This window comes from Ruegeria sp. BHSB056 (assembly GCF_059613305.1).
In genome coordinates, this window is record NZ_JBXWSG010000026.1 from 24786 (window position 1) to 42120 (window position 17335).

The following is a 17335-nucleotide window of genomic DNA, read 5'->3' on the forward strand; positions in this document are numbered from 1 at the left end:
GCCCGGAAATCCCGGCGCGGGTTCTTTGTTACTGACGCACGGCCGGCGTTTCGACCGAAAGGCCGTTGCCGCGCGATGCTACATAAAGCTCCAGCGCCCGGAATTCGTCGGAACCTTCGGCAAAGGTTTCAGCGCGTGTATCACGAATACAGCCGCGGAAGCGGTTGTGACGCGAGATCAGCTTGGCCTGCTTCAGACGATAAGTCGGGAAACCGTTGATCATCCCCTGGCTCAGATGGTCGGCCCGGATCATGTTGCCCCAATTGTCTTCGTGACAGTTGGCGCAGCTCAACTCCAGCTGACCATATCGGGTGTAGTACATTTCCTTGCCTTGCTCCCAATATGGGGCAGCATCGCCGTCAATGGCGACATTCATGGGCAGCCCTCGTGACTGAAAGGCAATCAGCGCGACCATGCCCTGCATATCGGCACCAGACCATTTCCACGCATCTGCTTCCATGCGTTCCGTACGGCACTTGTTGATCAGATCTTCCATCACAACCAGCTTGCCGGTTTCCGCATCGACCTTCGGCATGGACGCTTGCAGCCCTTTGAAGCTTTCCACATCATCGTGGCACGAAGAGCAACTTTTGCCAGCCGCGCCATCGACAGCCTCATAAAGATCAGCGGCCTGGTCGACAAAGATCATAGCCGGGTTGTCGAAATCGTCGATCTGCAACGCCTGCGTTTCATCGGTCCTGAAATGCCACCCCGAGTAGATCGTATCGAAGTTCTCGACATGGGCCGGGGCCTCGGTCACCGAAACCATTTCCAGTTCTTCGTTGATCACCAGCTTGTCTTCGTCAGGTCCAGCTGCCACTGAAACCGGGAAAGCCAGAACTGCCGCGATCGCCGTGAGTGCTTTTTTATTCATTGCGTTCCTCCCTTGGGTGATCAGCGCAGGTTTTTACCACCGGCGCTGATCTGCCGTTACGGTCGAGCCGTCAGGCGATCTCGATCGGTTTTTTTGTGTCGTAAACGGACCCGTCATCGTCATACCAGGTGAAAACGAATTCCCCGGCTTCAGGCACGGTTGCATCGAACTGAAAATACGGGTTTGTCGAAATCGCCGGCTCCATCGTCACGTCTATCACCAGTTCTCCGTTAAATTCGCAGGTGAACCGATTGATGATCGAACGCGGAATGACGTTGCCTTCCTTATCCTTACGCTGGCCACTTTCCATATTGTGGCTGATCAGCGTTTTGATCGTGATTGCTTCGCCAGCAGCGGCTGTTTTTGGAACCTTGACGCGGGGTTTTACACCGGATGCCATTGGTTGTTCTCCTGTTCTTCAGGGCGCGTGGCGATCAGCCGCCGCAGCCGCCAATTGTCACTTTTACGGTTGCCGAAGCTTTGGCAAAGCTACCATCAGCCATTTTGGCCACAGCAATGACATCTTGCGTTCCTGCAAGACGAATGCGGGTCGAAGCCGCCTGCGCAGCAGCCAGCGGGCCAAAGTTGAACGTGGCAACGCCGGGCTCGGGGTTTCCAGCCGCTACGATCAGAATTGCTGCCGCACCCGGCGCGCTGACTTCGATCGGAACGGTATTTCCGTTCTCGGCAATTTCCGGCGCCGTCAGCGTCACACCGCCATCGGCCATGTCTGCACCGCCAGTAAACGCGGCTATCGCGTCTTCCGCAGCCGCATTTGCGCGGAACGGCATCAGGGTCAGGACCGCAGCGCCCAGACCAAGAGCCAGAGTCTCGCGACGAGAAAATTCCATTTTCAATCTCCTTTGGATCCTCACGAATTCACGCCTGAAAGCGTGATTATTGTTCTTTAAGGGTTGCGAGGAACGCGACGACGTCCTCAATTTCCTGTGCAGTCAGGATTGACGTCAAAGGCCCTGATGGGGCTTTGCCCGTATAGGCGTCGCCCGGGCGGATATAGCCGTCATCCTTGTAGAAAGCCGGCATGACCGTTCCGTCAAACGTCATCTTGGCATTTGCGACCAGTCCTCGAAGCTCCGCCTCGGACCACCGATCCCCGGCCCCATCCAGCAGAGGACCGACTTCGCCATGGAACGGAATATCCGCCAAAGCCGTGACCTGATGACAGGCCACACAGTTGCCCTTGGATTTCTCGCCCACGATGACCGCACCGTTTGCCGCATCGCCGGCGACGCCGGTCAATGAAGCCTCGATCGCACCATAATCGTCGAACTGTACGTCTTTTGGTCCTGTTTCTGCCGCGATGGCGGCACTGCCTGTTATGATACAAGCCAAAGTCAAGTGTCTCAGCTTCATGATCCCTCCCATTTGCTACCGCGCCGATGGCGCTTTGCGACCCAAAGCCTCTGTGTACCGTAGTCGACGGGCAGGGTTCATCGCAACATTAAATTCATCTTAATGAATTTTTTTATTTATATTGCAACACGTCAATCTTGCGAAACATTGTTTCTCTCTTGAATGCGGCGCGCGTGATACCGTTGAAAATCTTCCCCGTTATCAAGCTCGTACCGTTTTTCATTGACCCAGGTAAAAAGATCGAGGGTCGTTCCCTTCGAGAACGCCCCGGGCATGACCGCAACGGCCGCTTCGATTGCTGTGGCATCCTCTGACACGTCCTCCGGTAAGAAAACCAATGTAGGGGTGAACAGAATCCCCCATTTGCGCATCAGTGATCTTTGCTCGGCTTCTTCTCCGTCAAAATCGGTGGCCATCGTACTTCCGTGTAAGTCCAGCTGAACGACAAAGAAGTTTTCTTCGATATACGCAGACAGGTCGGGTTGCGGGAAAACCTCTTCATGCATCTTTTTGCAGTAGATGCAGCCCTGTTGTTCAATGAACAGAACCAGCCGCTTGCCTTCCCCCCTCGCCTCTTCAAGGTCTTCACGAAGGTCTTTGAACGTGTCTCGCATCCACGGCGTTTTATGCAGGCCGTCATCCCCCAGTTCAGCTGCGGAAACCGCCCCAGCAAACAGCCCTGCAATCAAGAACAATACTATCCGTTTCATGGTGTTCTCCCGAATTAGCCAATGGCCGCCAGCCAAGGCATGTGATCCAGCATCCATTGCGCGATTAGATTTATGGAATTGGTTGCGATCAGGATGCCAAAAAGAATCAGTAAGACACCCATCGCCTTTTCAATCATTCCCAGATGTTTCCGGAAACGTGCCATCCATTGCATGAAGGGCCGAACCAGAAAGGCTGCCAGAACAAACGGCGCTGTCATGCCAACCCCATAGACGAACAAAAGCACGGCACCACGCCAGGCGGTCTCGGTTCCGGCCGCTGTGAACAGGATCGCCGCCAGGACCGGCCCGACGCAAGGCGTCCAGCCAAAGGCAAAAGCCAGCCCCAGAACATATGCCCCGATCACGCTTACATTTGTCGTCTCGCCGATATCTGCACGAAACTGTCGATACAGGAACCCGATGCGGAAAAAACCCAGAAAATGCAGGCCCATCGCGATGATGATGAGCGCAGCGATCCATCGCAGAATGTCGAAATACGCGCGAACCAGCTGACCAAAGATCGACGCCGTGGCCCCAAGCGCCATGAAGACCGTGATGATCCCTGCAGCAAAAGCAATCGCTGACAGGGTCGCCCGGCGGCGAACATCCGGGGTGATCGCCGAACCGGCCGAAATCTGCTCCATCCCGACGCCCGCCAGATAGCTGAGGTAGAACGGGACAATGGGCAGAATGCAGGGGGACAGGAAAGACAAAAGCCCCGCGATCAGAGCCCCTGCAACCGTGATGTCGAGCATGGTCAAATCCGTCCTGACAGGTTACTATTCACACATTCAAAATAGTAAAGATGTGTCACCCAGGTCAATCGGAGCTTTTGATGCGTCACGTGTTGCAGACATTATTCGTAGTCACACTGCTGGCCTGGCCTGCTGCGTCGCGGGCCGAAATGGTATTGCTGATGGCCGAAGAAGACGGGTGCATGTGGTGCGCCCGCTGGGACGCCGAAATATCCGGGATCTACCCGCTGACAGCCGAAGGTAAAGCTGCCCCATTGCAACGAACGGATATCCACGCAACCACGCCCGAAGGGATTACCCTGGATCGGCCCCTTTTCTATACGCCGACCTTTGTATTGCTGGAGGACGGTCAAGAAATCGGCCGGATCGAAGGTTATCCTGGCGAAGACTTTTTCTGGGGGCTATTGGGTGTTTTACTACGCGACGCCGGAGTTAAGATCGAGAGCTCTGGTTAAATCCTCGGGATTTACATATACTGTTTTGAATACGTGAAGCCACGAAAGCGAGATGATCGTGTTGGACAAACCGTCGAAACTGCCCGTGTTCACCAAGGACATGTGCAACGAGGACTTGGACAGGATGATGGATAACGCCCAGACGGCGTCCAATTTCCTCAAGGCAATCAGCCATGAGGGGCGGCTGATGATTCTGTGCTATTTGTCATCTGGAGAAAAATCCGTCACGCAGATGGAGGAAATGCTGTCGGCCAGGCAGGCTGCCGTTTCCCAACAATTGTCCCGCTTGCGCTTTGAGGGGCTGGTCAAGACACGGCGCGAAGGCAAAACGATCTATTACAGATTGGCGGACGACCGGTCGACTCAGATCCTGGAAGTCGTCTACAATCTTTTCTGTCGGGACAAGTAGAAGCCCGAAAGAAACACCGCCAGCTTTGGGAGGAGACTGGCCATGTTCGAACTTCTGGGAGACGCAAATACAGTTGCGCTGATCGGTCTGGTCGGCGGCATTGTACTTGGTCTTGCTGCGCGCATCGGGCGGTTCTGCACCTTGGGTGCAATAGAAGATTATCTTTATGCAAATGACGACCGGCGCCTGCGTATGTGGGCCGTTGCGATTGGTGTTGCGATTGTCGGCAGCCATTTGGGGATGGCGTTGGGTGGGATTGACCCGCTCGGCACGACCTATATTGCGCAGACATGGAATCCGATCGGATCGGTCATTGGCGGATTGATGTTTGGATATGGCATGGCCATCAGCGGAAACTGCGGCTATGGCGCGCTTGCACGCCTTGGCGGCGGCGATCTTCGGTCATTCGTCATTGTCCTGATCGTGGGCCTTTCCGCATATGTGGTCATGTCCGGTCCTCTGGCCTATGTCAGGATCTGGCTTTTTCCCGAAGCCATGGATCTCGGTAACCCACAAAGCGTCAGCTACCTAGCCGAACGGCTGACGTCGATACCGGCATGGGTTACAGGAACGCTTGTCGGCTCTGCCATAGTAGTGTTTGCCCTGGCAAATGACCGTTTTCGTAAATCACCTGCGCAGGTTTTTTGGGGTGCGGCGGTCGGATTGGCAGTCGTTTCAGGCTGGCTTGGCACCAATTGGGTAGCCACACACGGGTTTGACGGTGAGACCTTGCAAACACACACGTTTGCCGCGCCTTTGGGTGATACCGTGTTCTATCTCATGACCGCCTCAGGCAACACGCTATCGTTTGCGGTCGGTTCGGTTTCAGGGGTTCTGATTGGGGCTTTCCTCGGATCATGGTCAAAAGGTCATTTCCGCTGGGAAGCCTGCGAAGATCCACGTGAGCTTAAGCGGCAGATGCTGGGAGCGGCAATAATGGGACCCGGAGCAATAATTGCGGTTGGATGCAGCGTCGGGCAAGGCATCTCCGCTTTTTCTCTGCTGGCCTATAGCGCGCCTATAACTTTTGCGGCGATCTTTGCCGGAGCAGCTCTTGGCCTGCGACAGCTTGTGTCAGGATTGTCTTTCATTCCCGAGCGTTAAGCCCCACCACACGCTACGGTTTCTTCGTACAGTCCCTGCGCAGGTTTTCGGCGCATGTTTCAAGCACCGAAAACCTGCAGCAGACCTTTCTCTCAGCCATTGGCCATGATGGAATCCAGTGTGTCGTGTTCCGCTACAAAATGGTCTGGAGCGACTTCCTGCAGCTTTGGAACATAATCACTGTGACCGTTAACCAGTCGGCTGGGCAAAAAACGCAACGCGGCTTTGGGGTCCAGCGGCGATGGCAGTTCACCCGGCAGTTTGAGGCGCTGCCGCGTCCGCTCTAAATCCGGGTCTGGTATCGGCACGGCCGAGATCAGTGATTTGGTATAGGGATGGATCGGTTCCGAACAGATCACCTCACCATCACCCATTTCCACAATTCGCCCGAGATACAGGACCATGATCCGGTTCGATACCGCGCGCACCACGGACAAGTCATGGCTGATGAAAATCATCGACAGGCCAAATTCCTGCTGAAGTTCCTTTAGCAGCTCGACAATCTGGGCCTGAATGGAAACGTCGAGCGCTGAAACGGCCTCGTCGCAGATAATCAGCCTGGGCTTGTTGATCATCGCCCGCGCAATGCCGACGCGCTGGTTCTGCCCTCCGGACAGCTCGTGCGGGTAACGGTTGATCATGTTGGCCTGCAGACCAACCCGTTCCATCATCGCGGCGACCATCTGCTTGCGTTCCCGGTCCGTCAGATCGGGGCGGTAGGTTTTCAGCGGCTCAGCAATCGACGCTGAAATCGTCATGCGTGGATCAAGACTGGCCAACGGGTCTTGGAACACGATCTGCAGGTCCTTGCGGTACTTGTTCAGCTCGGATCGCTTCAAGCCGACGATCGGATGGCCCAACCAGCTGACCCCCCCCGCGCTGGGTTCGATCAGTTGCAAAACCGCGCGCGCCAGTGTCGATTTTCCGCAACCGGATTCGCCCACGACACCCAGAGTTTCGCCCTTGCGAATATCAAAGCTGACACCATCGACAGCTTTCAGCGGAACCTTGCGCCCGAACAACCCGCCAGAGACATGAATGGGGAAATGAACCTTGACGTCATCGACCTTGAGAAGGGGTTCTTCGGCCTTTTCCAAAGCGCGCGGCGCGTCACCGGCATCAATCCGGGGCATCGCCTCCAGCAAGGCCCGCGTGTATTCGTGTTGCGGATTTCGGAACAGCGCGCGTGTTTCGCCGGCTTCGACGAATTGACCCATGCGCATGACCTGAACCCGGTCGCACATGCGCGCAACAACGCCCATGTCATGCGTGATCAGTGCAATCGCGGTTCCCTCATCCTTTTGCAGGTGAACCATCAGATCAAGGATGTCTGCCTGAACAGTGACATCCAGCGCCGTCGTAGGCTCGTCCGCAATAAGCAGTTTGGGACTGCACAGCATCGACATCGCAATCATCACACGCTGCCGCATTCCACCGGATAATTCGTGCGGGAACTGGTCCAGACGGCGGCCCGCTTCGGGAATGCGCACCCTGTTCAACCACTCCAGACAGCGCGCGCGCGCGGCTGACCCCTTCAGGCCCTCGTGGACCTGCAGCACTTCGCGCATTTGTTGCCCAATCTTCAGATGTGGCGTCAAAGCGGTCAGAGGATCCTGAAAGATCATGCCGACATCATCGCCGCGGATCTGGTTCAGTTTGTTCACCGGCAGGTTCAAAATCTCCTGACCGTTCAGCTTGGCTGACCCGCTGGCATGTCCGGCAGGGGGCAGCAAACCCATTGCGGCCATGAAGGTCTGACTTTTGCCGGATCCACTTTCACCGACGATACCAAGGCATTCGCCCGGATTGATATCAAAACTGATGTCTTTGACCGCCTCGACGACTCCATCGGGGGTGTCAAACCGGACGCTCAGGTTCTTTACGGAAAACAGACTCATATCAGCGGTCCTTCGGGTCCAAAGCGTCACGCAGACCATCGCCGATGAAGAACATCGTGATGATAATGGCGACATAGAATGTCAGTGGGAACATCAATTGCCACAGCGTTCCATAGCCCATGGTTCCCGCCCCTTCTGCGATCAGCCTTCCCAGCGACGTGTAAGGTTCGGAGATCCCCAGTCCCAGGAATGAGATGAAGCTTTCGGTCAGGATCATCTCGGGCACCAGAAGCGACGCATAGACGATCACGACACCCAGCAGATTGGGCAAAATATGGCGGTACATGATCGTGAATTCACTGACGCCTGCGGCGCGAGCAGCCTCGATGAATTCGCGGTTCTTCAGGGCAAGCGTCTGCCCGCGCACAATGCGTGACATGGTCAGCCATCCAACCGCGCCCAGTGCGATGAAAAGCGTGAAGAAGGATCGCCCGGCAACAACCAGCAGAAGGATGATGATCAGAGTTGTCGGGATAGCCAGAAGGATGTCGACGAAACGCATCATCGCGCCATCCGTCCGCCCGCCAAAGTACCCGGCAGTAATGCCATAACACGTTCCAACGATCAGAGCGGTCGCCGCCCCGATCAACCCAACAAGCAAGGACGTCGTGGTTGCCTGAATGACGCGGCTGTACAAATCGCGCCCCAGATCGTCGACACCGAAATAGTGACCCGTTTCCATCGACGGCATTCCCATGCCCCGGACATCGCCCATGACATTCCAGTCGATCTCTTCATTGCTCCAGACGGCAAAATACGGGCCTATGATCGTGAACAACACGATAAGCAGCAGAATGAACACACTGGCCATTGCCGCTTTGTTTCGTACAAAGCGCATACGCGCATCCTGCCAGAGAGAACGTCCCTGAACGGCTGTATAATCGGTGATTTCTTCGGCCAGATGCGCGGCTTTTTGTGATTTTCCTAGCATATCCAGCCCCTCAATAGCGGATCTTCGGATCGAACCAGGCATAGGCCAGATCGGTCAGCAGGTTTACCAGAACGGTCAGAACGCCATAGAGGATCGTAACCCCAAGCAGCACAGCATAGTCGCGTGACAAGGCCGAGCCGACATATGCCTGCCCCAGACCACCGGTCGAGAAATAGATGTCAACAAAGACGGATCCGGTCAGCACATAGACAAACACCGGCCCCAGATAAGATACGACCGGCAGCAAGGTCGGCTTCATCGCATGGCGCCAGATCACGGTTCTTGTCGGCAGGCCCTTGGCACGGGCGGTTCTGATGAAGTTCGAATTCAGAACCTCCAGCATTGAAGACCGGGTGATCCGTGCAATCGATCCCATGTAAGATGTCGCAAGGGCGATAACCGGCATGATCAGATAGGGCCACTGACCACCATTCCACCCGCCGCCGGGCAACCATCCCAGCCACAGGGTGAAGGTCAGGATCAGGATCGGACCCATGATGAAGTTGGGCAGCGCCTGCGCTGCAATCCCCAGCCCAACCGCAAAGTAGTCGATCCAGCTGTTGTGCCGGATTGCGGCGGCAATCCCCAGTCCGATACCCACCACAGTAGCGACCAGAAAGGACAGTGACCCATAGGTCAGCGAGATCGGAAAGCCCTGCGCGATGATGTCGTTCACATCGCGGTCCTTGAACTTGAAGGACGGGCCAAAGTCGAAATGCACAACGATATTGTACAGATAATTCCAGAGTTGCTTCCACAACGGCTGGTCCAGACCGTACCGCGCCTCGATATTGGCCAGAACCTGCGGCGGCAATGTCCGTTCCGAGGTAAAGGGCCCACCGGGCGCATAGTGCATCAAGAAGAAGCAGGCGACGATCAGCAGCAGAATCGTCGGTATGGCGGTCAGGACCCGCCGAATGACATAGGCAAGCATTCAATGCCCCCAATAGATGGCGCTGCCCCGAAGAAAACTTCGGGGCAGGTCATGGTCAGAAGATGATTACTCGGCGATTTTGTAGAGGTTCTTGGAGTACCAGTTTTGCTCTACGTTTTTGACCGGCCAGTTTCCGACATCGCTATCCATCATGTAGACACCAGCATAGTGATAGATCGGGATAACGGGGGTTTCCTGAGCGATAATACGCTCGACCTCGGTGTACAGCGGTGCCGGATCGTCCGAAGTTTTGGCTTCGGCCAGCAACTCGTCCACGCGGGCATTGTTATACTTGCCGTCGTTGTAGCCCGAATCCGACTGCAACAGGTCAAGGAAGGTTGAGGCTTCGTTATAGTCGCCACACCACGCGCCGCGGGCCAGATCAAAGTTCTGGTTGCCCCGCTCTTCCAGGAAGACTTTCCATTCCATGTTGGCCAGTTCCACATTGGCGCCCAGTTTTTGCTTCCACATCTGGCTCAGCGCTACGGCAACTTTCTTGTGGGCTTCCGAAGTGTTGTAAACCATCGAGAAGGTCAGAGGGTTATCCGCGCCAAAGCCGGCCTCGGCCAGCAGTTCCTTGGCCAGCTCATCGCGCTCGGCCTGGCTCATCGATGCCATTTCAACGACCGGGACAGTAAAACCTGCGGTTGCTTCTGGCACGAATGTATACGCGGGCGGCTCGCCACCGGCCTTGATATTCTTGGTGATGATGTCCCGGTCAACGGCTAGCGACAGGGCCTGACGAACTTTGGGATCCTTGAATTCTTCAGGGCCGCTGTCCGACACGTTAAACGTGTAGTAGTAGTTGCACAGGCGCGGGAAGCTGATGGCCTCATCAGGATGCTCTTCCTGCAGACGCGGGAATTGACCGGCGGGAACTTCGGTCCGGTCCAGTTCACCGGCCAGATAGCGGGTCAGGGCTACGTTTTCGTCATTGATGACCAGTGCCACAACCTTGTCGATGATGGTGTTTTCATTGTCCCAGTACATCTCGTTGCGCTCACGGACGGAACGTTCCTGTGGCAGGTGCTCGGTCAGAACATACGCGCCATTGGACACTATGTTTCCGGGTTTGGTCCATTCATCGCCAAATTCCGCGATCACCTTCTGAGGTGCCGGGAAGGTTGTCGAATGCGTTGTCATCTGCGGGAAATACGGCAGCGGCGCGCTCAGCGTGACTTCCAGGGTTGTGTCATCGATGGCTTTAACACCCAGATCATCAACCGGCTTTTCGCCTGCGATGATCGCTGATGCGTTTTCGATCGACATCAGTTCCATGAACCACGCGTAAGGAGAGGACAGCGCCGGATCAACCGCGCGTTTCCAGGCGAAAACGAAATCTCCGGCGGTTACCGGGTCGCCATTCGACCATTTCGCATTGTCACGCAGTGTGAAGGTATAGACTTTCTTGCTGTCATCGACGGTGTAGCCTGTGGCGACGCCCGGAACCAGATTGCCATCCTCATCCTGGTTCATCAGCCCCTCAAACAGGTCACGTACAATCTCAGCACCGGAAACGTCTTCGACAACCTGCGGATCGACCGAGCTGTGCTCGTCCAGAATACGGTAGGTAAAGGTTTGGTCGTCTGCCAGCGCTTCGCCGGTTTCAGGATGCGTGCCTGCAGCAAATGCAGCACCAGTGATCATGGTCGAAGACAAAAGCCCCGCCACTGAGTTTCGAATGTATCTGTTCATGTTTTCTCTCCCATATGTTCGTCGCCGCGCGGCCCCACTTGATCGGGAACGCACACAGCAGCCGGATTAGACCGACGCCCGCTGAGACTTCGTTCATTTCGATTTTGATTTTGCCAAGTCGCAAAGAACACTGCGTCGCAGCTTTCTTGGTTTCTGTCGGTAAAGAAGTTGCGAAAGTTGTCTTTCACTGCCGCGAAGCGTGACATCTTTTGGCTTGGGGATAAAGCCTTGATGAATTTTCAAGCAACCATAAGCAGAAATATCTCCAACGACTTGGTGCCGGCAATTATCTAAGGATTGGACCAGTCTTCGTGACATTTTTGTGAAGCCACGCGGATTCCGAACCATCCTCCATGCCCGATTGGCGTCTGCATTCCGGTCTCAGACAAGCCAAAACGGCGCGAATCAGCGGCGCCGTTTTAACGATCCTGCGATCCGTTACCCGTCACGCGTGGTTTAGAATATCACCGGTCAGATCGTTGAGCCTTGCCAGCCCCTCTCGCAAGTGGTCTTCCGGCAGGGCGGAGCTGAACCGAAAGTGGTTTTCGACCCCGAACCGTGAGCCGGGAATGACCAGCACATCTTTCTCGCGCAACAGACGCAAACTCAGTTCTTCCGACGCGATAGGAAGGTTGAACCGGACAAAAGACATGGCTGAGGCCTGAGGCGGTACAACAGAAAACACACCTTGGTGTCGCGCCAATTCCTGTGTCAGCACATCGAACCCGGTGCGTATCAGACGCCGCGCACGGGCTTTCAGCTTGGACCGTGCTGGTTCGGCAAGTGCCTTATCCGCCAGTTCCATTGACAGCATCGACGCCGCGATCGAAGCGTATTCATGCCGTCGCCAGCATTCTTGAATGATGTCTTCTGGACCAACCAGCCAACCCAGCCGTAAGCCCGGCAAGCCATAGGCCTTTGACATGGAGTTCACCACCAGCACCCGATCTGTGCTGCCCCAGAATGACGGTGTTTCAATGTCCCCTTCCCGCTCGGTTCCGGCGTAGACCTCATCGACGACGATCCAGGCACCAACACGATTGGCGGCCGCTATGATGTGCGCTCGATCGATGTCGCTCAACACCCGGCCCGTCGGGTTGTTGGGATTGACCACATGAATGATACGCGTCTTGTCATCGACAGCGCGGTCCAGCGCTTCAGCGTCGATGCCCCAACCGTTGGCCTCAAGCAGATTGACCCAACGCACCTCGTTCCCACGATTGACGGCATTTCCCGAAATCTGCTCGTATGTCGGGCGAAAACACACAACGTTTTCCCCGGCCCCCAGTACGGTATTGGCTACCAGCGTATTGGCTTCCGTTGCTCCGACCGTAACCATGACTCCATCGGACGACGCGCCCGGATAAAACCCGGCAATGGTTTCGCGCAAGGATTGCTTTCCGTTGACTTGCGGATAGTCGATCATGGTCGCCAGTAGTTGATCCAGATCGATTTCGGCCAGATCCACCAACCCCTTCAACGACATGGGGTGCACGCCACTTTCCGAAAAATTGTAAACCACGCCATGTTCCATGTCAGACAAGAATTGTTCGACCTTAAAGGGAAGAAAATTCTCGGATACCATGATGCGTCCTTTACGTGGGCCGGGCTGGTCAATACCGGCGTACCGGCTTCGGTTGGGTACTCGTATCTGTTTCCCCGGTCAATCGAACCAGGAGATCCCACTGGTTACACAGCGAAGACAGTTATTCGGCAGCGTCCACGCGAACCGTCCTGATGCCCGGATCAATACGGCTGTAGGCAGCCAACAGTCGCGCCGACCACTTTTGCGAAATATAATCGGCCATGAATCGTGACGGTGCGACAAGAACAACACGCCCCCCTGCCCTTTCAGCTTCGGACAGATGTTGAAACCAGCTTGCCCACAACTCCGGGTCACGCCCGTGAAGAATCGCCTGAACCTGGGACCACACATCCCCTTCGGTACTTTCCGGGGCATTTGGTTTGGTCGCGAAAGGTATGACATTCGTTTCGGGTTCTGGCACGTCAGACATCCGGGCTTGAAAGTCCGATCCGATAACAGGCCACACCTCTTCGGTGTCAATCAGGATTTGCTTCAGATCGATCTCGTAAACGGCAACACGACCCCGCGCAGCGGGCCGTTTTACTGTTACCCAACCTAATGTGCGAAATCTGGCCATTTCGCGCTTTACGGTTCTTTCGTTTACTGTCCACAGGCGCGCAATTTCTTCCCGTCCAATGGATAATTCGTTGTTGCGCCAGTTATAGCGGGTTGTAATCAACGCAATGATACGCAGAATACTTCGTTGCCGGTGCTTGTCGCCTGACAGCGCATGAACGGTCAGTGCAGACAGTATATCATATTTCAAAGCCGGCGCATTTCGCCCGACCGGTTTCGCAAGCTGCATACCCGTTCTCACCGCTCTGTCTGCCTCTGGCGGGTGTATCCCACCGATCTTGCGCCGTTTGCCAACGCTTTTCGTCATCTTGGGATAATTAGCGTCCAAAGCTTCGATTCTGTCAAGCAAAGACTGGAACGTCGTGCGATCTTACGCAGATCAAACCCAAATAAGGAAAAGAAATTTGGTGAAGTAATGGTGATGGGGGACATTCTGTATGACCCCTTATTGGGTCGTTGTGTCCCCCTATATGTGGTTATTTGCTCCGAACCGTCCCCCTAAATACTCGCCTGATAAGGCTGTCCTAGACTTTTTGCACCGACTGGGCCCGACGAATCGCTGAGGGTGTTTTCAGGCCTTGTTTTCTTACCCGTGGGTAAGATCGTAGTCTCATCATAATTTGTTTTGCTAAAAGCGCAAATCAAGCGTAAATAAAAAACGAGCAGAAATTTACGTTCCAAAATACGAGACCCGAGGCATGTACACGCACGAAGACCTGAACGCATTGCGCAATCAGTCCCTCAAATTGCAGGGGTGGATTCGCCAGCAGACCTTTAGCCCTGAGATGGAGAAAACGCTCCGCCGGTTTTCCAGCTGGGAAGTGTCCGAACTGATCTTCCGGGTTAACCAGTCGACCTTTCGCGGAAAGCTTGCAGCCGACCCATCCCTGCCCGGCGGCGAGGTTGAGCCCGACGGGCGTCAGCGCTGGTTCAGCCTGGAAGAGGTGAATGAGCTGCGGCGACGGCTCAAGATTAATCGCAAGTCCCTGATGCCCCCTCGCCCAGAAGGCAAGCGTGCTATTCGTGCGGCTGTCGCAAACTTCAAGGGCGGCGCGGGAAAGTCGACCGTGGCCCTGCATCTTGCCCATGCGGCCGCCCTGGATGGATACAGGGTCCTCGTGGTGGATTTCGACCCTCAGGCAACATTAAGCCATTCGATGGGCCTGACAGACGTGACCGAGGACTATACGGTTTGGGGGATCATGGCGCGCGATCTCATTCGTGAGACAGAGCGTATGAACAACCGCCCGGCTGCTGCAGAATCAGGAACCGCCCTGCCCCGCCGGGAATTGCCGCCCGCGATAACGGACATGGGCCTTGGTGACCTGCGAATTGGTGATTTCATCAAGAAGACCTCGTGGTCGACGATCGATGCGATACCTTCCTGTGCGAACGCAGCCTTTGTTGAATTTGCGTCGGCCCAGTACAGGCACCTGAATCCTGAATGGTCCTTCTTTGCGGCGGTGTCCCGTTATCTGGATCAGATTCCGGATGACGCCTATGACCTCATCCTGTTCGATTGCCCGCCCGCAATCGGATACCAGTCCATGAACGCGGTCTTTGCCGCTGACATGCTTTATATCCCTTCTGGGCCCGGATATTGGGAATATGACTCGACCACGTCGTTCATCGGCCAGTTGGCCGAAGCGTTGGAAGATCTGGCGTATGGGTTCGACAAGACCTTACCCACGGGTAAGATTGGGTTGCCCAAAGCCTTCTGTGAGTTGCGGTTCCTGTTGACGCGGTATGAACCGGGCAACGCGCTGCATCTGGCGATGTTTGATGCCTTTAAGAAGGTCTTTGGCGAGCATGTCGCACAGCACCCGGTGGAAATGACCCGTGCGGTGGAGCAGTCGGGACGATTCCTGAGTTCGGTTTACGAAATGGATTACCGTGAGATGACCCGCGAAACCTGGCGGCGCGCCCGCTCGACTTTTGACAATGTGTATGAGGAATTCCGGGGCGTAATGTTGTCGGCCTGGGACAAGGTGGAGGATGACGCATGAGCCGCAAGCGGAGAATGTTCGATATCGACATACCGGCTATGGATGAAATTCCTGTTGGAAAGGTGCCGGATAAGGTTTTTGAAAAACGGCGCGGTCCAATGGCCGCAGCAATTTCGGAAAATGCCGACGCTTTGCGTGATCAGCAATCGACGGAACAATCCATCCGCGCAGAAAACGATCGCCTTGCCCATGAACTGGTGCGGCTGAGAGCCGAAGGTCTGGTGACAGAACGGGTGCTGCTTAAAGACGTTGTCACGGAAAAACTGACACGAGACCGCAAACCGGGTCCTGATCCGGAACTGGATGAACTCAAGGATTCGATCCGGGACATCGGTTTGTCCAACCCGATCCGCCTGGAGCGCAGGTCAGACGGGCTGTATGAATTGATCCAGGGTATGCGCCGCTTGTCCGCCTATCGTGCCTTGTACGATGAGACCGGTGACGAAACCTACGCCAGAATACCAGCAGGGATATCTGATGCGGGTGATCTGGATAACAGTTACCGGCGTATGGTCGACGAGAACCTGATCCGAAAGGATATCTCATTTGCGGAAATGGGCGCCCTTGCCCGGGCATACTCCGAGGACCCTGCAAATGACTGTCCGGATGTCGACAAAGCGGTCTCCACGCTGTTTAAGTCAGCCAGCTATACAAAGCGTAGCTATATCCGGTCTTTCGCCAGTTTGCTGCTGATGCTGGACAAAGTTCTGATCCACCCGAACGACATTCCACGAAACGTGGGCGTTGAGCTGAAGCGAAAATTTGACGCCACGCCAGGTCTGGTTCGGCAGGTAAGCGAGACACTGAAGAGCGAGCCTGATCGGGATGGCGCGCGTGAGGTGGCAATTCTCAGGTCTTTTTTGGGTGAGCCGGAAACCACGTCTTCAAGAAAGTCGGATGCAGTCAGCGCAGGTAAACCGCGCCGTGCAAAAACGACATTTCAAGTTTCGGGCAGGGCAGGGATCGCGAAATGCGCTGCCTCTAGTGGGAGGATCGAGGTGCGGTATGATCTGGATTTTACCCGCGTTGATCGCAGTAAGCTGGAAGCAGCAATTGCCGCTCTGATCGATGCGCTTCCCGAAGAAGATGATCTTACCCATGGGTAAGATCCAGTGGTGTGTTGCGGATTTTTATCTGGTTTGAGAAACGTCCAGGAACCAGCGTTGGTTCCTGCGCACAGTTCTTTGGGGTGTTTCAGCTTGGTTCGCTCTGAAAGTCGGCCATGTCTCCAAGGATGCAGTATTCTACGCTGCGTGTCGCTATCTGCGTTGCGCACGTTGCATCTGGATTTGAAAAAGAACATAGCCGAATACCTCGTGCAGAAGGACCACGCATCTTTCAATATGCGTGTTGTAGAGTACTCACTTATAATCGCAGCAAGAGCGGAAACGAAAAAACGCGCTCACTAAGTTCCTGGCGCGTGGACGAGACAATTGTTCGTGGAAAATGGATTTATCTCGATCGGAGACCACCCGGATTACAAGACCCTTTGACTTTAGCTGTCTGAGCGCGAGAGGCGCTCAGCAGTAACCAGTTTCATTGCCAAGACACCTTCTTCAAACGAGGTTTTGGACAAGGTTGTGGGCAAGAGCAAAGCAGCCGCGGCAGATAATGGGGCGGTGAACAAGACACTGAGACGGATTGGTTGCTTAGCCAAATTACAACGAACAAGTCCAAGTTTATGAACAACATGATCAAACAGGATCAACAATGTATCGAACGCCGCATCCCGTAAACCTTCAGGTACAAATCGTTCAGACCCACTTTGACGACTCTGAATGGGGTCGAGTTTGCGAACATATCCAGAAGCTGCAACGCTCTAGCAACTGTATTTCTCAGGGGGTCTGAGCCGACCAGTTTTGCCGAGATTTGAGGAGTGCGTTCGCGATTGTAACAAGCTTTCTAGCGACTGCTGTGATGATGACTTTGTGTGGCTTGCGCGCGTCACGCAAACGATCTGCGAAGATCTTGAGATGCGGATTGTGATGACTCGCGACGAGAGCAGCCTGGAACATGACGTGTCGTACCT

17 protein-coding genes are annotated in these 17335 nt (G+C 55.1%); 5 read left to right on the top strand and 12 right to left on the bottom strand.

Annotated elements, in window-relative coordinates; all coding sequences use genetic code 11:
• Positions 1–28 precede the first annotated feature (28 nt).
• The 6 genes from soxA to AC2FND_RS09005 all read right to left on the bottom strand — a co-directional run bounded on the left by soxA (position 29) and on the right by AC2FND_RS09005 (position 3713).
• On the bottom strand, positions 29–874 hold the full coding sequence (soxA, locus tag AC2FND_RS08980; protein WP_209507504.1) for a sulfur oxidation c-type cytochrome SoxA: 846 nt from the start codon (positions 872–874) through the stop codon (positions 29–31).
• A 70-nt stretch (positions 875–944) separates the two neighbouring features.
• Positions 945–1274 (bottom strand): thiosulfate oxidation carrier complex protein SoxZ, encoded by a 330-nt coding sequence (gene soxZ, locus AC2FND_RS08985; protein ID WP_209507503.1) that lies wholly within the window; start codon positions 1272–1274, stop codon positions 945–947.
• Between the two features lie 34 nt (positions 1275–1308).
• Positions 1309–1725 carry a thiosulfate oxidation carrier protein SoxY gene (gene soxY / locus AC2FND_RS08990; protein ID WP_209507502.1) on the bottom strand — a complete coding sequence of 139 codons (417 nt, stop codon included), beginning with the start codon at positions 1723–1725 and terminating at the stop codon, positions 1309–1311.
• Between the two features lie 46 nt (positions 1726–1771).
• Positions 1772–2248 carry a sulfur oxidation c-type cytochrome SoxX gene (gene soxX, locus AC2FND_RS08995; protein ID WP_209507501.1) on the bottom strand — a complete coding sequence of 159 codons (477 nt, stop codon included), beginning with the start codon at positions 2246–2248 and terminating at the stop codon, positions 1772–1774.
• Positions 2249–2379: 131 nt separating this feature from the next.
• Positions 2380–2958: a thioredoxin family protein gene (locus AC2FND_RS09000; protein WP_480914214.1), complete on the bottom strand. Its 579-nt coding sequence runs from the start codon at positions 2956–2958 to the stop codon at positions 2380–2382.
• Positions 2959–2972: 14 nt separating this feature from the next.
• Positions 2973–3713 (bottom strand): cytochrome c biogenesis CcdA family protein, encoded by a 741-nt coding sequence (locus tag AC2FND_RS09005; protein ID WP_496769248.1) that lies wholly within the window; start codon positions 3711–3713, stop codon positions 2973–2975.
• A gap of 80 nt (positions 3714–3793) precedes the next feature.
• Between AC2FND_RS09005 and AC2FND_RS09010 the strand changes: the two genes are divergently transcribed.
• From AC2FND_RS09010 to AC2FND_RS09020, 3 genes are read left to right on the top strand one after another with little or no spacing between them, the layout of a single operon-like run.
• Positions 3794–4168, top strand: coding sequence for a thioredoxin domain-containing protein (locus AC2FND_RS09010; RefSeq protein WP_209507498.1), 375 nt, complete (start codon positions 3794–3796; stop codon positions 4166–4168).
• Positions 4169–4220: 52 nt separating this feature from the next.
• Positions 4221–4577 carry a metalloregulator ArsR/SmtB family transcription factor gene (locus AC2FND_RS09015; protein ID WP_480483447.1) on the top strand — a complete coding sequence of 119 codons (357 nt, stop codon included), beginning with the start codon at positions 4221–4223 and terminating at the stop codon, positions 4575–4577.
• Positions 4578–4619: 42 nt separating this feature from the next.
• Positions 4620–5681 (top strand): YeeE/YedE family protein, encoded by a 1062-nt coding sequence (locus AC2FND_RS09020; protein ID WP_496769250.1) that lies wholly within the window; start codon positions 4620–4622, stop codon positions 5679–5681.
• Positions 5682–5773: 92 nt separating this feature from the next.
• Here AC2FND_RS09020 and AC2FND_RS09025 read toward each other — a convergent pair whose 3' ends face one another.
• The 6 genes from AC2FND_RS09025 to AC2FND_RS09050 form a co-directional block, all read right to left on the bottom strand.
• Positions 5774–7579, bottom strand: coding sequence for an ABC transporter ATP-binding protein (locus AC2FND_RS09025; RefSeq protein WP_496769251.1), 1806 nt, complete (start codon positions 7577–7579; stop codon positions 5774–5776).
• Between the two features lies 1 nt (position 7580).
• Positions 7581–8510, bottom strand: coding sequence for an ABC transporter permease subunit (locus AC2FND_RS09030; protein ID WP_209507494.1), 930 nt, complete (start codon positions 8508–8510; stop codon positions 7581–7583).
• Positions 8511–8520: 10 nt separating this feature from the next.
• Positions 8521–9444, bottom strand: coding sequence for an oligopeptide ABC transporter permease OppB (gene oppB / locus AC2FND_RS09035; protein ID WP_496769253.1), 924 nt, complete (start codon positions 9442–9444; stop codon positions 8521–8523).
• Between the two features lie 66 nt (positions 9445–9510).
• Positions 9511–11139 carry a peptide ABC transporter substrate-binding protein gene (locus AC2FND_RS09040; protein WP_496769255.1) on the bottom strand — a complete coding sequence of 543 codons (1629 nt, stop codon included), beginning with the start codon at positions 11137–11139 and terminating at the stop codon, positions 9511–9513.
• A 445-nt stretch (positions 11140–11584) separates the two neighbouring features.
• Positions 11585–12724 (bottom strand): aminotransferase class I/II-fold pyridoxal phosphate-dependent enzyme, encoded by a 1140-nt coding sequence (locus tag AC2FND_RS09045; protein ID WP_496769257.1) that lies wholly within the window; start codon positions 12722–12724, stop codon positions 11585–11587.
• A 121-nt stretch (positions 12725–12845) separates the two neighbouring features.
• Positions 12846–13529: a DnaA N-terminal domain-containing protein gene (locus AC2FND_RS09050; protein WP_496769259.1), complete on the bottom strand. Its 684-nt coding sequence runs from the start codon at positions 13527–13529 to the stop codon at positions 12846–12848.
• Positions 13530–13998: 469 nt separating this feature from the next.
• On the opposite strand from AC2FND_RS09050, the gene AC2FND_RS09055 reads away from it, so the two are divergent.
• Together AC2FND_RS09055 and AC2FND_RS09060 are read left to right on the top strand one after the other, a co-directional pair.
• Positions 13999–15306 carry an AAA family ATPase gene (locus tag AC2FND_RS09055; RefSeq protein WP_496769261.1) on the top strand — a complete coding sequence of 436 codons (1308 nt, stop codon included), beginning with the start codon at positions 13999–14001 and terminating at the stop codon, positions 15304–15306.
• Entirely contained in the window at positions 15303–16412 is a 1110-nt protein-coding gene (locus AC2FND_RS09060) for a ParB/RepB/Spo0J family partition protein (protein WP_496769262.1), read from the top strand. The genes AC2FND_RS09055 and AC2FND_RS09060 overlap by 4 nt, the downstream gene beginning before the upstream one ends.
• The last annotated feature ends 923 nt before the right edge of the window (positions 16413–17335 follow it).